Raw genomic sequence first — 17,021 nt, forward strand, 5'->3', positions numbered from 1 at the left:
TAGGCTTCAGGCATTGTAGGGTTTAAGAGGCTTTCCAGAAACTATCCACAATGTGTTTGGATATTTTTTCAGCATCATCATCCAATACCTTATTCAGCATCTCGATCCCGCCTTGTGATGAGAAACGCTCACGTATACTGTCTTTATCAACCACTAACTCAGTAGCAATAAATTGAGCCAAGCGACGTAGCCATTTCTCCTGTTCAGGATTCCATGCTTTGAGTTTAAGTATCTTTCTCAAACCAACTTCCACACGTTGCTCAAACGGCATAAGGTCTTCGCCAATCGCTGAACGGCGGATCAAGGCAATAATCTGCGCTGCATATGAATGATTTGTCTCATTATTACCAAGCTCTTTACTTAATTTAGCACGGGTAAATCCAGCTTGTGTAAGCGTTGCTTCGACTTGCTTTAATTCATCACGAGTTAAATCAGATGGGCGTGTCACTACAGCTTTCATTGCAGCATTATTATTGACAGATTGATTCACAAAATTTTGGAATTGCTGCAAATAATCTTCTAAAGGTTGGAAGTTAGGGTCTTCACCTGCATAGATCATGCTATCTTTCTCAAAAGAGATGATCTGCATTTCTGCTAATCTAAACTCTTCACGAACATTCTCTAAAATCCCATTTAAAGTTTTGCCATGTTCTTTTAACCATGTCGCTGCCTTTTCTATACCCATTTTGTGCAGCTCTTTTGGTAAATCCTTAGATTCCCACTTCCATAACTGCTGAACTTGTTCCAAGCTGTCTTTGAGATTCGTTAGGCGCGGATCATTTTTATATTTTTCAGCTTTAACCAAAACACGCATAGCCTTCTGACAAATTTGATCTAACATCACATCTGCTTGGCTACGCTGATTTAAAGTATCAGCAATGACTGTTGATGCAGCTTTACGTGTAGTGTCATCTTCAAATTCTTTAAATAACTCTGCCAATGTAATATTCGGGTTCACCGATATCATTTTCATGCTATTTACATTATCTAGGTCTTTAAATACATCTACTGCATCATAAACACGGAAATGCGTCTTACCAATCTTGTCAGCTCGACGTGTTCCTCGCCCTAACATCTGCTCAAACAATACGCGCGAACGGACTTTACGTAAAAAGATTAAATTGCAGATATTAGGTACATCAATCCCTGTTGTTAATAAATCAACGGTAATTGCAATATTTGGGAAATCCTGTTTTTTGTAAGATTCAAGCACTTCCTTGACCGCAGGTGTTTTCCCTGTAATCTTACGCACCATTTTTTCATCATACTTCTCGTATTTTTCCGCATAATATTGATCGAGCAATTTTTTTACTTTATCTGCATGTGTATCAGTCACACAGAAAATTAAAGTCTTCTCAACACTAAATGGATTAATATCTTTTACTATCTGCTGACAAATCACTTCATTAAAGCTATCTAGCAATAAACTTCTATTGAAATCCGCCACATCAAAAGACAAGTCATCCGGCAAGGTATACAACTCTTCTTTCTTCGTGACTGTTTTATAAATTTGGACTGAGGATCCTTTCGTATAATTTAGACCCAATGTGCCCAATGCTGTTTTATATACAATCGGCGTATCGTAGTTGACTAAATAACCATCTGCAACTGCTTGTGTATAGGTATAATTAAAAATAGGTTCTTTAAAGATATCGACAGTGTGCAATGCTGGTGTTGCAGTTAAAGCCACTAAATGTGCATCGAAATAATCAAGTACTCGACGATATGTCGACAAATATTTTTCTTGATCCCATACAGCTTCTTCACCTTCAGTCATTTCACGGTCTAAGGTATAGCCACGATGTGCTTCGTCCACAATAATGCAATCAAAAGCATCTATCGGTACATATTCATCTGCATTAAAAATTCGATGAACAAGGCTCTGTACAGTCGCAACCTGAATAGTCACTGAATCATGCAAGTTTAATTCAGCGGAATTTTTTGTATCGCTAAAACTTGAAAACAGGGTGATACTTCCATGAATCACTTCAGTTGTAAAAGCCTCTGTGGCTTGCTCCGCAAGTGAATTACGATCCACTAAAAACAGAATACTTTTGAAACGCCCAGATGTGATTAAGCGGTACATCAAGCCCGTGGCTAAACGTGTTTTGCCTGTCCCAGTTGCCATTGCGACAAGATGCTTACGAATGCCTTTTGCAATATTATTTTCAACCGCTTTGATTGCATCGCACTGATAAGGTCGATCATTAAACGGTAAAATTGCAGTATTTTTGAGATTTTCATCAGCTTGCTCTTCTGGGAAACGCATCCAGTGAATTAACGTTTCCGCACGATGAAAACCTTGTAAAGCACGTCGTAAATTACGGCCACGCCTAACGTCTCTAAACCAAATTCCAGTCTGTTCAAATAATCGTTTATTGGTTGCGCGCCCATTGCACGAATAAACAAATGGAATATGGTAGCTTAGGCCATTTATCATCCATGGTCCAAAATGCTCTGCTTTTTGATCTAACTCCTTCAAATCCTGTGTATCAAAGGCTTGTGCATAAAACTCTGCTTGTTCAATTGCACCATATGGATTGATATTGCGACGTTTTGCTTCAACTACAGCCACAGGAGTCAGACCTTGAAACAACACATAATCTGCCTGACCTTTTTTTCCATTTAACTCTAGAGGATATTCAGCAATCGCCATATTTCGCCCAAGCAGTGGGCGTGTACCTTTGCTATATCTATAATTTTCAGTATCCGCGATCCAACCAGCATCTTGAAGCTGCTGATCAATCAATTTACGAGTTTGTGCTTCAGTAAGGTCGAAAGATTGGCTCGCAATTTTTGCTGCTTGTACCAATGCAGGTTGACCCGACACTCCAATCACTGTTGGATTTTGATCAAATTTAGCCTGTAATACTTTCACTTGCTGCTCTAAATCAGCAATGATAGAAGCTGAACGTTGTTGCTCAGTTTGAGTTAAAGACAATAATTGCTGATTTGCTTTTGTAAGCTCCTCAACTTTTGCTTTGTATTCCTGATAAATTGAAGCATTATTTTTGGTTGTTTTTAGCTGTTCATTTAAAGCAAAGACTTCTGCTTTTAACGCCTCAACATGTAGTGATGGATCCTGTGGTGCTTGATATTTAGGAAAATCTTTTTCAACTTTCTTGAGCGTTCTATATAACCACTTAGCAACCTCATAACTTAGCATTAAAGCGTCTAAGGCATCTTTATGGCATGCAGTGACTTCATGTGCCCCTGTATTGCCTAACTTGCGTATGCGATGGAAAGCTGAACGAACATCTTGATCCAACTTTAACTTTTCTGAAACTTGATTAATAATTTCAAAATTATTCCAGTTGGGTTCAATCACAAGTTGTGAATTAATCGCCAATTGACGCATTAAGTTTTCGCCAAACTGGCGCACCTTCACCAAAGTTGCATTTGGATCGGCATAATAATATTGCTCTGCAAGGGTCAACACATCAAATAGTAACGGGCTAATTTCTTTTAAAAAAAGAAACTGGCTAAAAGATTGCTCTAAATTTCCCTGTTGCATATACCCTCTTTATCAAAAGCTAATTTATTATTAATTAGAATGAATACTATCCTAATCTTATGTTTTGATTCATTAAAATTGCCAACTATTGTTTAATTTTAAATCAATTTAAGACTTAAGTTGCTACTCTTGCTCAGAAAGGCCAGAAGGAATATCCATTTTCACGTCCCTGAGCATATGCCCACTCCGCAACCTTATGCGACCGTTCTATATCTGTTAGAAATCCCAATACAGAAATTCGATCCACAATAATCAAATCCTGTTCTTCATTCCGTTCTTTCCACTTACGCAAAAACTCATCTGAAGCCAACAAATTACTTTTCTTAGAATTACAGCTTGAATCCGCCAAGACAAAATTATGCCCCGTGTCCGATGGATACATTGACCAAGGAATGAAATGATCAACTGCATAATTACCTTTTTTCATTGGCTTATTACAGTAGAAGCATTTACAGTCCTGTAGCTCGACCAACACATTCGCAACTGCATTCAACTGGTTTCGGCTCGGTTCAAACATGAATTGTTCAAGGTTCGGTAATTGATTCAAAATTTGTGCATTACTGCTGTTCTTTCGGATGTAATCAATCCACCGTTTCTGACAAAGCTCTTCAATAATCTCGCTAAATTGGCGTAAGCAATACATCACTTGGGGTAAAAGAATGAGTTTCTTTCCGCACTGATTAAGCTGAAATATAAACTCAAAATTTTGACCATTGATGTTTTGCAGATAACGGACAGGCATTTCTCTCACAGTGCGAGCCACATCTTTAACTAACTTCAGCCACACCAATGAATCTCGTCTTAATAATCCAAGAGATGAGTAGCTTTGCCTTAAGGCAATAATGCGATTCAATATGGCTGCTTGCTTGCCATTGTTTTGATTTAGGATCAGCTGACCTTCATCATTAAACACATACGGTACAGCCTGCTTCCAATACAACTCGATAAACTTTTCAGCAATATCTGTATATTCAAGGACTAAGCTTTCACCTGTATCCTCACCTTTCTCAATCGCCAATCGACTAAGACTAATCAGTAACGCAAATTTATAAGTACTGCTAAAACTGCCAGATTGTAAAATTAGCTGGATATTTTTAAGAAATTTCAATTGCGCTTGCGCCGTAGGAATAAAATCAGGCATGTTTTTTCCATAGTACATTCAACCATTCTTCATCACGATCTGGACGTTTATCTATCGTAATCCATTGTTGTAACAGTAAAGCTTGATCGATCTGCTTAAGTAGTTCCTGCGCTTGCTGCTCATTTAGATCAGTAAAGCTACGCCCGTCTTTCTCACGGTCTGTCTTGCCATATTTAAAAGACATGTAACACACACCATTTGGCTTTAGTGCTTTGAATATGTGCCCCATCACTTCAGGCAAAAAATCTCTGTCACAGTGTAAAAGAGAAGCACAAGCCCAAATACCATCGTACTTCTCACTCTCATTTAATTCATAAAAACTTTGTTGACGTACTTCAATGCCGGTCAGCTCCTTGGCCTTTTTAACCAGCTCGGCAGAATAATCTATTGCTTCAACTTGATAGCCTTTATCTTTAAAAGCCAGAGTATCTCGTCCTGAACCACAGCCAACGTCAAGAATCCGAGCACCTTCAGGCAACTCAGCTAAAAATGGCTGATATAGGCTTTCCATATCCACGTCAAACGTTAAAGCTATAAATTCTTCTGCATGCTTATTATAGTAGTCTATTGTTTTCATTACGGACACTTAGGCTAAAAGACATTTTTCAGTCTACAAGAAAACAAAAAAATAAGGGAGCTAAGAGCATCCCTTATTCTCGACTCGCCAACTTACGTTCAATCCATTGATGGATCTCATAAGCTGACCAGCCGATACGATTTTGAGTAATTTTAACTTTCTTTGGAAAGGTTGGATCATAATAGGGGGAGTTTTCATCCATCATTTCATAGATAGTAGAACGGCCCACACCAACGAACTCCACAACCTGCTTAATGCTAATCAGCTGCTGCATCTGAAATGTCTGACCTGTAAATGCATTCATGTTTATTTCCTCATCTCATGTTGACGAGCTCCTCGCTCATGAGATACGGCACATCTGTGTGTTTTTACCTGCCGACTTAATTCAATGCAGTCACTGCTCCCTTTAACACCTGCTGTATATCAAATGCATTGGTTTCATTACTTTTCGGCTGCTGTTGTTCATCCGAATAAAACTCTTCAACCACCTCCAATCCCTCCTCTCCATCCATCTCAAATTGCGCATTGGCAAAGCCTTGTCTGGCGATATGGTCCAAAGCCTCCTGATAGAACCCCGCCTGTTTACTTTGCTCATCAATTTGCTTTGCCATGACAATCGCTTCATTCAAGCTAATACCATCCTTCAAAGTTAAATCCACGTAATACACCGGCTGTCGATAACTCTGAGTTGTACTTTTACCTCTTAGCGTCAACTGCAATGGCAGACATGAAAGCAAGCCATTCGATGCCGCATGGTAATAACTCAGCCGAGCGGCCAAGGTGCGGATACTATTGAAGCCCGCTGTCCTGAAAATGAAGGTGCCAAATTCATCCGACTCATCTAAGTTCACATGCAATCGTCCATAAGGTTTGCAGTTGCCGCCCTGAGCCAATGGACATAGATCTGGCGAGGGACATGGTAATTTCTCTACCCCTTGCTGTGTCCGCCTTTGACAGGTTTCACCATTTCCCATACACACAGGTCGGCCCGTTTGCCGGTCAAACATGGTGTACTCTGCTCTTAAGTTCAGATCAGGATCATTGAAGATCATACGGACAGGAATCGTCCGCAGCTTTTGATTTGGCGCATTGGCGCGCAGCTGCTCATCAAGCGGATGCTTAATCCATCCTTCTTTGTTTTGAATTTGGGAGGTTATGGTGAATTGGTCATCTTTTTCAGGCAGACGTTTTCCGTTCTTTTCCACTACCCGTCCAATGCTGATTCGTCCAAGCATTGGCGGCGTGATTGCTAAACCTTTAATCATGCTGTTTTCCTCTTTCTGCATTTTTATACAAAACGGCCAAATCTATAGAGCACCCGCCCTTTAGCCGACTAATTTAAAATGAATAAAAACAAGACACACCAATGGCCACGGGGGAATATGTTGTGCATCGGTCTTTTGATCTGGCAAAGCTGTCCAATGCCCTGTTCTTTTTGAGAATGGGGCGAAGGGGCTGCTTTGCCGATTTTTTATGCTGGCCTATCTGAAAGCGACGAATCTAAATAAATGTTGAAGCGCCTGCTTCCAGCTCTATGCAATGGGTAAAGCTCAATCAAATCGGGTTGATGCTTCAAGACAGCTTGTGTATTCAAACCAACACTATCTTTGGCTTTCTTCCACACCACTGAACCACGGCTGAATACTGCACGCTCAGCATCCTTCATCATCATCTGGATCTGATGCTTGAGCTCATCAAATCGTTCCTGCTTATGCTGAATCTCTTCTTTTAGTTTGATCAATTTATCAAACATGAGATTGGCGGTTTCATTCTGAGATAGATCTTCAACTGTCAGTGGCACATGAACTGGATATAACTGCTGAATGGCTTTGGCTGCAGATTCACTGGCATCGACCGATGGCGGTGTATCCTTTTCCACACATTCCCAGAAATAGCGTTCAGCATTGATGATGTGCTCAATCACTGATTCAGATCTTGTGACCTTAAAGATTTTGGTTTCGTGTCCACAGAGCAATACACAGACATGCGCTGCATGCTTTCCTGTCACAGCCAATTGATACTGCACCTGACACAATACATATAGCGGTACACCATCTCGCCATAATTTGGCTCCATGCTCCCCTGCAGTTTTACATTCAAGAATTTGTACTTCCTCATTGCCAACAACGGAGTAATCCAAGTTTGCCAACATAAAGTGCTTGTCAGGATCAGGATGCTGTAGAACAGCATTCACACGGCGGACCTTGGAATTGGTGTGCATGCTGTAATACTCTGCGACTAAGGGTTCCAGTTGCTTGCCCCAATACAGTGGTGCAAGACCCGAGCTTTCATCTTCAATCGACTGCGTCTGACGGCCTGTTTTGATCAGCCACAGTTCGAGCATCGACATGTAGGGGTTTAAACCGCATGCTGTTGCAGCATCACTGCTGCCAATACCTTGTTTGCGGACTTCAAGCCAATCCTGATAGGCCATATCTTTGGTACTAACCAAACGTTTGGCTGTATTGGAACGCTTAGCTGTGTTTAAGGGATTTATTGTTGGTTGTGGAGCGTTCTGGTGTGTCATTGGGATCATTTGATTCATTGCGACATCCTTATAAATATAGATTTCTGTAAATATTGAACGGCATAAAAAAACCATACCCAGCTTCATGCTGGGTATGGTGAATATGAGATGGCAAATATTGGATTAGATATAGCTTAGGCTAAATGTATCTCAGGCAAGCAATGCCAAAGCTTGCTCTAAGCCTCTTTGTTTCAGACCTGCACCTGCACCGAACCACGCTGAATCTAAACGGTGATCTGTACTCATGGCACGTCTTTCATGATCTGCAAACTCTGTGATCGAGCATAGCAAACCATAAGCCGTGTCCTTTGCTGAAGACAGCATTGCGCCACGTCCCTGACCATTAAACATTTCTAAAGTTTTAGACATGGCTCTTCCATTCGGTTCAGTTTTATTCTGTGTTTGCGCATTACTTGCAACCTGACGGTAGAACTGAATAATGTTTTCCTCAGGATCTGCAATAGTCATGGTGCTATTGTTGAATACTGCATCAAAGTAAGCTTTGGCTTCCTGCTGACTCACTTTACGCTGTGAAAGCTGTTTCATTTCATACATGTGATCATCCCATGAACGCACTGAAATACCCAATTGTTGTTTCACTTTCTCTGCATCGAACTTGGTGCTGTGCGGTACTTTGACCACACCTGAACTTGCAGTTGCGCCTTTCAGAGCAATTGCAAGCGTGTTATTGCACACAACACGGATACTGGTAAATTGCGCTGTCGTTGCCAAAGTTCCATCACAGGCCGACGCAAGCAAGATATAGCCATTACTTACATCCTTGCCTTTCAACGCTGTACTTTGACCTGTACGCGCCAATGCCCAGAACTTCTTACCGCCCTTCAAGACACCTGCTGTTTCAAGCTCGAAGCCTGATTGTTCTGTTAGATCACGATAGAACTCCAAAATCTCTTTTGGTTGAACTTCCTGATAACGCTGACTAACCACAGATAACGGTGCATGGGTATCTGAGCGATACAGCACACGCTGTTCTTCAAATGGCATGATAATGCTTTGACCACGCTCATTCTGAGCCATATAACTGACATCAGATGTTTCAATACGCCAATCCATTCCTGCCTGCTGCGCCCAAACTTCCAGAGGTTGATTGGGACTCAGCTGATTACCTAAGCCATGCCAAGGCGTTTCACCTACATAGGCGATTTGTTCAATTTGATGGGCCATTGATTCGATCTCCTATGCTGGCTCAGCGAAAGTTCTGCTGACAATGATTACAGTGGTAGTAAGTCATAGTGATCGGCTTTTTGGGCTCTTCAAATACACTACTAAACAGACCACCAATGACTGCACCTGCTAGTCCACCAAGTAACGGTGACACAGGCAAAGGTAGGCTCTTTGAAATGGATGCACCAATGGTCGCTAATGAAGCAGATGCTGCAAGACCCGATGCTTCAGTTCCATTCACTTGTTGATTCACCACTTGGATGATTTGATCGGATAGGCAGTAAGGACAAGTTAAACTCATAAGATATACCTCAAAAATGAAAAAAGGCTTACCGCATGGCAGGCCTCTGATTTGAATGTCAGGGGGAAATAAACATTCTTCGTTCATGTTAATGATGTATATCTATGATTTTTTGGAATCCCGTTATCTGCGCCCTGAGCCACCTTTACTAAACTTCCGCATGCCCTTCAAAGGAGCTCTTAAGTATTGATCATCTTTATCAGGATCAGCTAAATAACCTATTGCTTTTAACGCGTTCCCTACCTCTTTAGAGTTACGCCTTTCAATCATTCCAATACCTAACTGATTCAAACCCCAATAATACTTTTTATGCTCAGCTTGATTGCAGTTATAAAACTGTCCACACCCTCCTGTAATTTTATCTTTCCACAATTCACCAATGCACTGTCCTAAGTAAGAATCTCGATTACGCAAAGAACCGTTATATATCAGCAACAGATGACAATGATACCCTCTGCTTTTTCCACCCTGCTCTAGACGATAAACATACCCGACCTGATCCTTAAAAATAGTATCCTTATCTTGAATGCGACTAACCAACTTCTCAATATCACGATTGAACTTACATATACTCGGTTGTGACAAAACCTTGTATGACAGATCAACTCTTACCAAGAGTAGCTTACGATGTCGATCTAACAGCTCATTAAAATATTTTTTTAAACTTCTTTGGTTATCTCGAATCTGATCAATGAATCCATCCAAGAAGATTTCCTGCTTTTCAGCCAACTCACGCTGAAAGCATTGAAATACGCTCTTACTTTCAAAAATCTCCTGATCCTCACAAGAAATATTTTCAGGGAGCAGATTGAAATAGGCTTCTACTAAAGGGCTGTATTTACAGTCTGAGTTATGGACAGCTCTTGCCTTGCTTTTAAGTGCATCAAAGTCAGACTGGAAATCATTCCAGCGGTATTTTCTTCTAGATACCTTAAGCATGAAGTTTTCAATATCAAGTAAGGTTTGTGCTTCGTTCACGAAAGTATTTCCTATGTTTGGTGAAAGACATAGGAATCACTGCTCAGTATTTTTTACACACGGACTGAAATATGGATCTCAATAAATAACCTTCATCATTTGGAGTGATGAAGGTTGATTAAGAATGTTTAAGTATTTAATAAATAATATTAAATATATATCCTAGCCCAATAAACTCAAAACACACTCACTCGACATCTCATAAAATTAAAAACGCTGCTTCTATAGCAAACTGTCGAAATTCTACAATTTATCCTATTTTTATAGAAAAGATTAAAGCGGAAGTTACGCACAAAGTACTCAGTCTATTTAACTATCGGCTTAGCGATAGCTCTAACTCTGGCTTTAGATCGCACGATTACAGCTTTTCTTATGAACTTATTCCCTACATCTGGTTTTGATATATCAGCTTGTTCTGCTTTAATTTCTGGGGCCACACTAGGTATCGGCTCCAAAAGTTTTTTATCTTGCTCTAAGGCAAGCATATTGCTTGAATTCTCATAACTACCAGAAGTATCAACGGACTCATCTTCCGTACAGTATTGTTCATTCGATTTTGGAGTTTCAAATGCACTTGTTTCAACATTGTACAAAGTTGATATTTGAATATCACTCTTATGACCCGCAGCTTCGCCTGCGGTAGGCTTAGAGCCCCCCTCTTTTTTATCTTTGGCTTCCTGACTTTTTCGTTTTCGCCCCACAATTAAACAATCTTTCCTTGGTAACAACTTACGATCTTCATCGTCAGCTAAAATTAAAGGACCATAGGCATAAAATTTAGAGATACTCTCCATTAATAATTGTTTGTTTTTTCTTTGATTTGGGAAAACTTCTACATACTCTTCATTTAATGGACCTTCCATTCGCAACACATTTACCGATCTCGCTGACAATTGCTCCCCCCTAAAACATTCAAATGCATTAGTCATATTGTTGGGTTTTTTCTGCTTCTGAACATAGGTTTGAATTTGTTCACTCTTTCTAAAGACGTACTCAACCCAATATTCAGCCACTTCTTTTTTTAGAGTATTCGGCTCAATTTCTTTTTTTTCATCGTACTCAAAAAAAAGCGTTGCATCGATATAAGGGGCATGACTATAGGGAACATAGATTCCGACATGATCAACTAAGCGTATCCCAGCTGTGTGGCGGCGTTTCAAATTATCAATGTAGTCTTGGAACATTGCATTAAATGTTTTAGCTTTATCTAATTGCCTTACCGCTCCACACGTAAATATAAACCTCAAAACAATTACACCTTTTTGAAGGACTTGCTCAAGATAGTTTTTTATTGATACCTGATGCTTTTTAGCTTTCTTAAATGCCACTTTTTCATCTTTTGCTACAACCCGAAGGGTGCTGTTTTGATAATTATGTAGCTTATTTTTAATCGTTTGAATGGAATCGATTCTGACTAGCTGCGGAAAGTCATTGTTAATTTCTTTTAAGAACCGCACCGCTTCCGAGCGTAAGTTCCTAGATTGAAAACTCTTACTAGAAGAATAATTCCCTAGCATGTGGTTTGCATTTTTGAAACAACTCATCTCTAAAATTAAAATGAATTGTCGAAATAAAACTGTCAGTTTCAAAAAGGAAGGCTTTGCATTAAAGCCTTTCTGTATCATTTCTGTCTCAAAAGCATTCACACGTCTTAAAAACATCAGTTGAGTTAAAAATTTTTCAATTCGAATCAAATCTTCCAATAAGTACTCATCGCATTCCAGAATCGATGCTTGCTGACGATACAAAAACTCAATTACTTCTATTCGCTCTATGGCTTGAGGAGTCAAATCCCTTAAATAAAAATATTTGTCTAAATTATCCGTATTTCCATCATCTAACAGATCGCTCAAGAATACTTTATTCTCAACCAGCTGCTGAAACAAAGATCTGTGAACTTTTTGAGACTTTGGTTCAATATAAATTTTTTCTTTAAAATATCTGAAATGATTAAAGAAAATAGAATAATAACTTTCATACTCTTCAAGAAAAGTTCCTTTATCAACATCCAACAAAAAAACACTCGATAAAAAATATCTCAGGAATTTTTCTCGAAACTCAATTTTTTGTTTTTCGCCTTTTAATTCTCCAATGAAATGATCTAAAGGATAGATCTTCTTGATCATTTGCCCTCGATCAATCACTTTTATATGTTCAGCCTTTCGTGTACCTGCAAACGTGTATGTTCTTTTTAAATAATGTTCCACCAGTTTTTCTGGGGAATCATAATTTTTTTTCTTATAAATAACCAAATATGATAAAGCAAATGTGTTGTAGCTCACCACATGCGCATGGTTAATAACTAATAAGACGCCATCATCCCCACTAAACTCTCTATCCATATAACGAGCAAATTCAGCTACAAACTTAGACGAAAAAAACCGTACATCAGGATCACTTAGATCATTCAAACTACTAGGTAAATAAACATCAAATACACTCACCCCAAATTTTACTTTTTGATCTAACAAATTGTTGTAGCTGGAAAGCAGTCTTTCATAATCTGCATTTTGTTCTACAATTCTTTCGTTAATCAAGTCAGACTTTTGTCCTTCTTCATCACTTAAGACTAGAGATGAATCAACGAAGTTTTTATAACGATCTAGAAAATCAAAAAACTTTGTGGCATCAAATTTTTCCAAACTCCACATTTTTAGCTCAGTACGGTCCCAATCTTTCATTTCTTCCGAACTATGCAGAAATTTTTTATAACGATAAATTTTTGAATCCCAATAGTAATACTTATGAAAATTATCAAATGCACTAGCCATTTCATCAGATGAAGTGAGCCCAAGCACCTTAAAGAAATCGATGATATCTTTAGTTCTATCGACATCTTTTTTTATTACAGAATCCTCGTAATCTTCACGTGTATATGCAGAGCCATTTTCAATTTTTGTAAGCACGTTATGAATCTGTTCTAACGCAACAATGGTCTCATTATAAATAGGCCGCTCGGTATAAATTTCACTCCCCACGGCTTTCGGCCTTTTATTAGAAAACTTAGCTTTCAAATAAGTGAAGCATTCCTTATAGAAAGCCTCAGTCTGCCCCATCCATTGCTTATTCATTATTTTTGCCCCACCTATAGCCACTTAAGTACTAAATTTATCTTAAATTATTAGATTTTGTTAATATAATGCACAAAATACAATAAAATAAGGCCTTAAAGAAATTTACTATTTATTTCTATCCCTTAAAAAAAAATTTATTAAATACCAATTTATTTAATATTAGATACTATTTTTTATAACTCTATCTCTCACTCTAAATTCCTTCAATACATCATCCAATGTTGTTGAATGCCCATTTTTAGTAAACAGCATCAGTAGCCTAAATAGGCTTTTTTTACTCTTTAAACCTTGGTTGAAATAGTAGTTGTATAGTCACTTACAATAGGAAACTCTCAAATTTTCAGCATAAAAAAAGACGTGCTAGGCACGTCTATAAAATTAATTGGAAAAATGAAATGAAAATTAACCCACTTCATCCATCCAACTTCTTGCCTGCTCCCCATACCACTCCATGAGCTTTACACGCTCATCCCAATACTGTGCTCGGTTATACGCAGAACGAATTCTATTCTGTGGCACATGGGCAAGCTGACGCTCAATTGCATCAGGATTGAATAAATTTGATTCATTTAACACAGTACTGAATAGCGATCTAAAGCCATGTGTTGTCATTCGACCTGCATAACCAGAACGCTTAATCACTGCCAAAATTGATTCACTACGCATAGGCTCTTTGTTATTTAAACGATGTGGAAATAGCAAGTCTTGGTTATGTGTCAAACGTAGTGCTTGGAGCTCATCAATCATCATGTCTGTTAATGGTACACGATGGGGTAAACCGTTCTTCATACGCTCAGAGGGGATGTCCCATTTACGTTCTTCTAGGTCAAACTCATCCCAACTTGCCTGTAGTAATTCACTGACTCGAACGCCTGTAAGCATGATCAAAATAATTGCATGATGCGTTTGCGCATCGGCAGGATAAGCTTTAATACGTCTAAGAAATTCAGGCATTTCACTTTCAGGTAGTGAAGCCAAATTCTTCACTTTTTTATTCTTAAGTGCATAAACTAAATCACTTGCAGGATTGTCATATCGATAGCCATGTGCAATGGCATACTTCATCACCATGCCACAACGGGATAACGTGCGTTTAGCAACTTCAGTAGATCCTCTTGCCTCAATCTTTTTGATGATCTGCAAGATATCTGGTGCTTGAATCTGATTGATTCGTTTATTGGCAAGCGTACCGTAGAGCTCATCTAAAGAAGCTCGTACATTACTAATATGTTTAGATGACCAAGTTTCTCTTTGATTCTCAAACCAGTCCTCAGCCACTTCTTTAAAAAACGGCTTAATGTCTTCGTATAAGACAGACTTGGAATGTTTGTATTTGAGTTCAAGTGCAAGCTCCCTTGCTTTCTTTAAACTCATGTCAGGATATGGACCAAGCGACTCTGACTTACGTTCACCATGAACGGTATAACGTACATTCCAATATTTTTGTCCTGCAGGAGTCACAAGAAGTGAAAGACCATTCTCATCTGACAGACGGTAACGCTTATCTTGTGGCTGTGCTTTTCTGCATTCTGTATCTGTGAGTTTCATGTGTATTTACCCTTTATCAATAGTAAAATTATTGGGTAAATTTTCCCAATTATTACCCGCAGAAGGCAAAAATTGGGTCACACAGCTTAGGACAGGATCGGACAATACAGCCAATAAAAAAGCCCTTAAACATTGAATTTAAGGGCTTTTTTACATTCAGTCGAACATCTCTGAATTGAATTTTGGTGGAGATGGCGGGAGTTGAACCCGCGTCCGCCAGCACTACGCTCGAGAATACTACATGCTTAGATATCGTCTATTGATTTAGCTCTTTGTGACCCGACGAACAGGGTACAAATCGCGATCCTTTAAGATTTAGTATAAGACCCCAAGGCTTGATCTTATACGGACTTGTGTGCGTTCGCTTCAGTCGGGACCCCTAACCACAAGTATTCAGGGATGCGGACAAGCTGCCCTTAGGCAGCTAGAGCGTAAGTTTCGTCGTTTGCGACTAAAATATGCAAATTTGATTTACGAGAGAAAATGCGCTCTCGACATGCATCTATGAGTTTCATCACCAGCGTCGAAGCCAGAAACATCCCCAAAGTAGCGTCATCATAGCATAACTTCAAAAAATTGCGATGCAATTTCGAAACAATTACACATTGATCTGCGCTTAATTACATAATTGCGTTAATATTTTATTTTTCAAGACCGCAAAAGAAAAATATATGAGCTTTTTATTGGCACTCGATCAAGGAACGACTTCAAGTCGTGCGATCATTTTTAACGAACATGGACAAGTTCAAGCTACAGCTCAACGGGAAACCCATATTCAAACCCCGCATTCGGGTTGGGTGGAGCAAGATGCTCAAGAAATTTGGAGTACACAAATTGCCGTCGTGCAACAAGCACTCGCTTCTGCTCGTATCCTCGCAAAAGATATTAAAGCCATTGGACTGACCAATCAGCGTGAAACCACTGTGGTTTGGGATAAACGCACAGGTCAACCGCTTGCTCCTGCAATTGTCTGGCAAGACCGCCGTGCCATAGAATGGTGTGGACGACTGACCCAACAAAACCTCAATGACCTCATTCACAAAAAGACCGGTTTACGTATCGATCCCTATTTTAGTGCTGGCAAATTGGTTTGGTTATTAGAACACACTCAAGGTCTACGTGAACTCGCAGAGCAAGGTCATGTGGCTTTCGGTACGATTGACAGTTGGTTGGTGTGGAACCTGACACAAGGTGCAGAGCATGTGATTGAAGCCAGCAATGCCTCACGAACCATGCTGATGAACTTACAGCAACAAGCTTGGGATGAAGAACTCTTAGAATTATTCGATATTCCCCTGTCGGTCCTTCCTAAAATCATCAGTTCAGATGAATATATTGCAGATACCGCTACAGGTTTACTTGGCGCAAACATTCCCATTACCGGCATCTTAGGTGACCAGCAATCTGCGCTATTTGGACAGTCATGCTTTGACGCAGGAACAGCAAAAAATACCTATGGTACCGGCTGTTTCATGCTCTTTAACACCGGCACTGAAGTTCAATATAGCCATAATAAATTACTCTCGACCCTTGCATGGCAAGCTCAAGGTCAAACCCATTATGCACTTGAAGGCAGTGTATTTATGGCTGGCGCTATCGTGCAATGGCTAAGAGACGGTTTAGGGATTATTCAAAAAAGCAGTGATGTTGAAAAACTCGCGTGCCAAGTGGAGCATACCGATGGCGTTGTTTTGGTTCCTGCCTTTACTGGGCTAGGCGCTCCGCATTGGGATAGTGATGCCCGCGCCCTCCTCTGTGGAATGTCACGAGGTACCAATAAATCACACATAGCTCGTGCCGCCTTAGAGGCCATTGCCTTTCAAGTGTCGGATGTATTGACCGCCATGCAGTCAGACCTGTCTAGTCCACTTAAAGAACTCCGGGTCGATGGAGGTGCCAGTAGCAATGATATGCTGATGCAATTTCAGGCCGATATTTTAAATGTGCCTGTACTGCGTCCTAAACTTTTAGAATCAACAGCATGGGGCGCTGCCGCAATGGCCGGACTCAAAGCGGGTGTGTTTTCAAATCTTGATGAAATTGCCGAATCATGGCAATTAGAACGTGCTTTTGAACCAAAAATGAATGCCGATCAACGTGAATTTCATTTGGCCCAGTGGCAATCTGCACTCAAACGGGCGCGCTCGGACCTTTAATTTTTTTCAATCTACACCGT

The 17,021-nt window shown here is 39.8% G+C and carries 12 protein-coding genes and 1 other RNA gene; 1 reads left to right on the forward strand and 12 read right to left on the reverse strand.

Translation table 11 applies throughout. The features are described 5' to 3' along the window. Window positions 1–22: 22 nt before the first annotated feature. From hsdR to ssrA, 12 genes are all read right to left on the reverse strand, one after another. The gene (hsdR, locus tag FTT99_RS11905; protein ID WP_180161524.1) at window positions 23–3,514 is read right to left on the reverse strand and encodes a type I restriction-modification system endonuclease; all 3,492 of its coding nucleotides are present in this window, start codon (window positions 3,512–3,514) and stop codon (window positions 23–25) included. A 133-nt stretch (window positions 3,515–3,647) separates the two neighbouring features. Further along, window positions 3,648–4,655 (reverse strand): HNH endonuclease domain-containing protein, encoded by a 1,008-nt coding sequence (locus FTT99_RS11910; RefSeq protein ID WP_180026579.1) that lies wholly within the window; start codon window positions 4,653–4,655, stop codon window positions 3,648–3,650. Continuing rightward, a complete protein-coding gene (locus FTT99_RS11915) occupies window positions 4,648–5,232 on the reverse strand; it encodes a bifunctional 2-polyprenyl-6-hydroxyphenol methylase/3-demethylubiquinol 3-O-methyltransferase UbiG (RefSeq protein WP_180026578.1) in 585 nt (194 codons plus the stop codon). The genes FTT99_RS11910 and FTT99_RS11915 overlap by 8 nt, the downstream gene beginning before the upstream one ends. A gap of 73 nt (window positions 5,233–5,305) precedes the next feature. After that, a complete protein-coding gene (locus FTT99_RS11920) occupies window positions 5,306–5,536 on the reverse strand; it encodes an AlpA family transcriptional regulator (protein ID WP_180108942.1) in 231 nt (76 codons plus the stop codon). A 76-nt stretch (window positions 5,537–5,612) separates the two neighbouring features. Then, window positions 5,613–6,497, reverse strand: coding sequence for a hydrolase or metal-binding protein (locus FTT99_RS11925; RefSeq protein ID WP_180161526.1), 885 nt, complete (start codon window positions 6,495–6,497; stop codon window positions 5,613–5,615). A gap of 206 nt (window positions 6,498–6,703) precedes the next feature. Continuing rightward, a complete protein-coding gene (locus FTT99_RS11930; protein ID WP_373684804.1) occupies window positions 6,704–7,759 on the reverse strand; it encodes a YqaJ viral recombinase family protein in 1,056 nt (351 codons plus the stop codon). A gap of 150 nt (window positions 7,760–7,909) precedes the next feature. Further along, window positions 7,910–8,944, reverse strand: coding sequence for a DUF932 domain-containing protein (locus FTT99_RS11935; protein ID WP_180161530.1), 1,035 nt, complete (start codon window positions 8,942–8,944; stop codon window positions 7,910–7,912). Between the two features lie 22 nt (window positions 8,945–8,966). After that, window positions 8,967–9,245, reverse strand: coding sequence for a hypothetical protein (locus tag FTT99_RS11940; protein WP_180161532.1), 279 nt, complete (start codon window positions 9,243–9,245; stop codon window positions 8,967–8,969). A 123-nt stretch (window positions 9,246–9,368) separates the two neighbouring features. Then, entirely contained in the window at window positions 9,369–10,223 is an 855-nt protein-coding gene (locus tag FTT99_RS11945) for an inovirus-type Gp2 protein (RefSeq protein ID WP_180160291.1), read from the reverse strand. A gap of 305 nt (window positions 10,224–10,528) precedes the next feature. Next, window positions 10,529–13,294: a hypothetical protein gene (locus tag FTT99_RS11950; protein ID WP_180160290.1), complete on the reverse strand. Its 2,766-nt coding sequence runs from the start codon at window positions 13,292–13,294 to the stop codon at window positions 10,529–10,531. 405 nt (window positions 13,295–13,699) lie between these two features. Beyond that, window positions 13,700–14,845, reverse strand: coding sequence for a tyrosine-type recombinase/integrase (locus FTT99_RS11955; RefSeq protein WP_180160289.1), 1,146 nt, complete (start codon window positions 14,843–14,845; stop codon window positions 13,700–13,702). A 183-nt stretch (window positions 14,846–15,028) separates the two neighbouring features. Beyond that, window positions 15,029–15,388: a transfer-messenger RNA gene (gene ssrA / locus FTT99_RS11960) on the reverse strand. Between the two features lie 128 nt (window positions 15,389–15,516). On the opposite strand from ssrA, the gene glpK reads away from it, so the two are divergent. Next, on the forward strand, window positions 15,517–17,001 hold the full coding sequence (gene glpK / locus FTT99_RS11965) for a glycerol kinase GlpK (protein ID WP_180161534.1): 1,485 nt from the start codon (window positions 15,517–15,519) through the stop codon (window positions 16,999–17,001). Window positions 17,002–17,021: the final 20 nt, after the last annotated feature.

This window comes from Acinetobacter sp. YH12040, from assembly GCF_013420005.1.
Taxonomy (GTDB): domain Bacteria; phylum Pseudomonadota; class Gammaproteobacteria; order Pseudomonadales; family Moraxellaceae; genus Acinetobacter; species Acinetobacter amyesii.

Bases quoted from the DNA above. Each gene is read 5' to 3' on its own strand.
- hsdR (WP_180161524.1), bottom strand. From the start codon at position 3,514: ATGCAACAGGGAAATTTAGAGCAATCTTTTAGCCAGTTTCTTTTTTTA.
- FTT99_RS11910 (WP_180026579.1), bottom strand. From the start codon at position 4,655: ATGCCTGATTTTATTCCTACGGCGCAAGCGCAATTGAAATTTCTTAAA.
- FTT99_RS11915 (WP_180026578.1), bottom strand. From the start codon at position 5,232: ATGAAAACAATAGACTACTATAATAAGCATGCAGAAGAATTTATAGCT.
- FTT99_RS11920 (WP_180108942.1), bottom strand. From the start codon at position 5,536: ATGAATGCATTTACAGGTCAGACATTTCAGATGCAGCAGCTGATTAGC.
- FTT99_RS11925 (WP_180161526.1), bottom strand. From the start codon at position 6,497: ATGATTAAAGGTTTAGCAATCACGCCGCCAATGCTTGGACGAATCAGC.
- FTT99_RS11930 (WP_373684804.1), bottom strand. From the start codon at position 7,759: ATGACACACCAGAACGCTCCACAACCAACAATAAATCCCTTAAACACA.
- FTT99_RS11935 (WP_180161530.1), bottom strand. From the start codon at position 8,944: ATGGCCCATCAAATTGAACAAATCGCCTATGTAGGTGAAACGCCTTGG.
- FTT99_RS11940 (WP_180161532.1), bottom strand. From the start codon at position 9,245: ATGAGTTTAACTTGTCCTTACTGCCTATCCGATCAAATCATCCAAGTG.
- FTT99_RS11950 (WP_180160290.1), bottom strand. From the start codon at position 13,294: ATGAATAAGCAATGGATGGGGCAGACTGAGGCTTTCTATAAGGAATGC.
- FTT99_RS11955 (WP_180160289.1), bottom strand. From the start codon at position 14,845: ATGAAACTCACAGATACAGAATGCAGAAAAGCACAGCCACAAGATAAG.
- glpK (WP_180161534.1), top strand. From the start codon at position 15,517: ATGAGCTTTTTATTGGCACTCGATCAAGGAACGACTTCAAGTCGTGCG.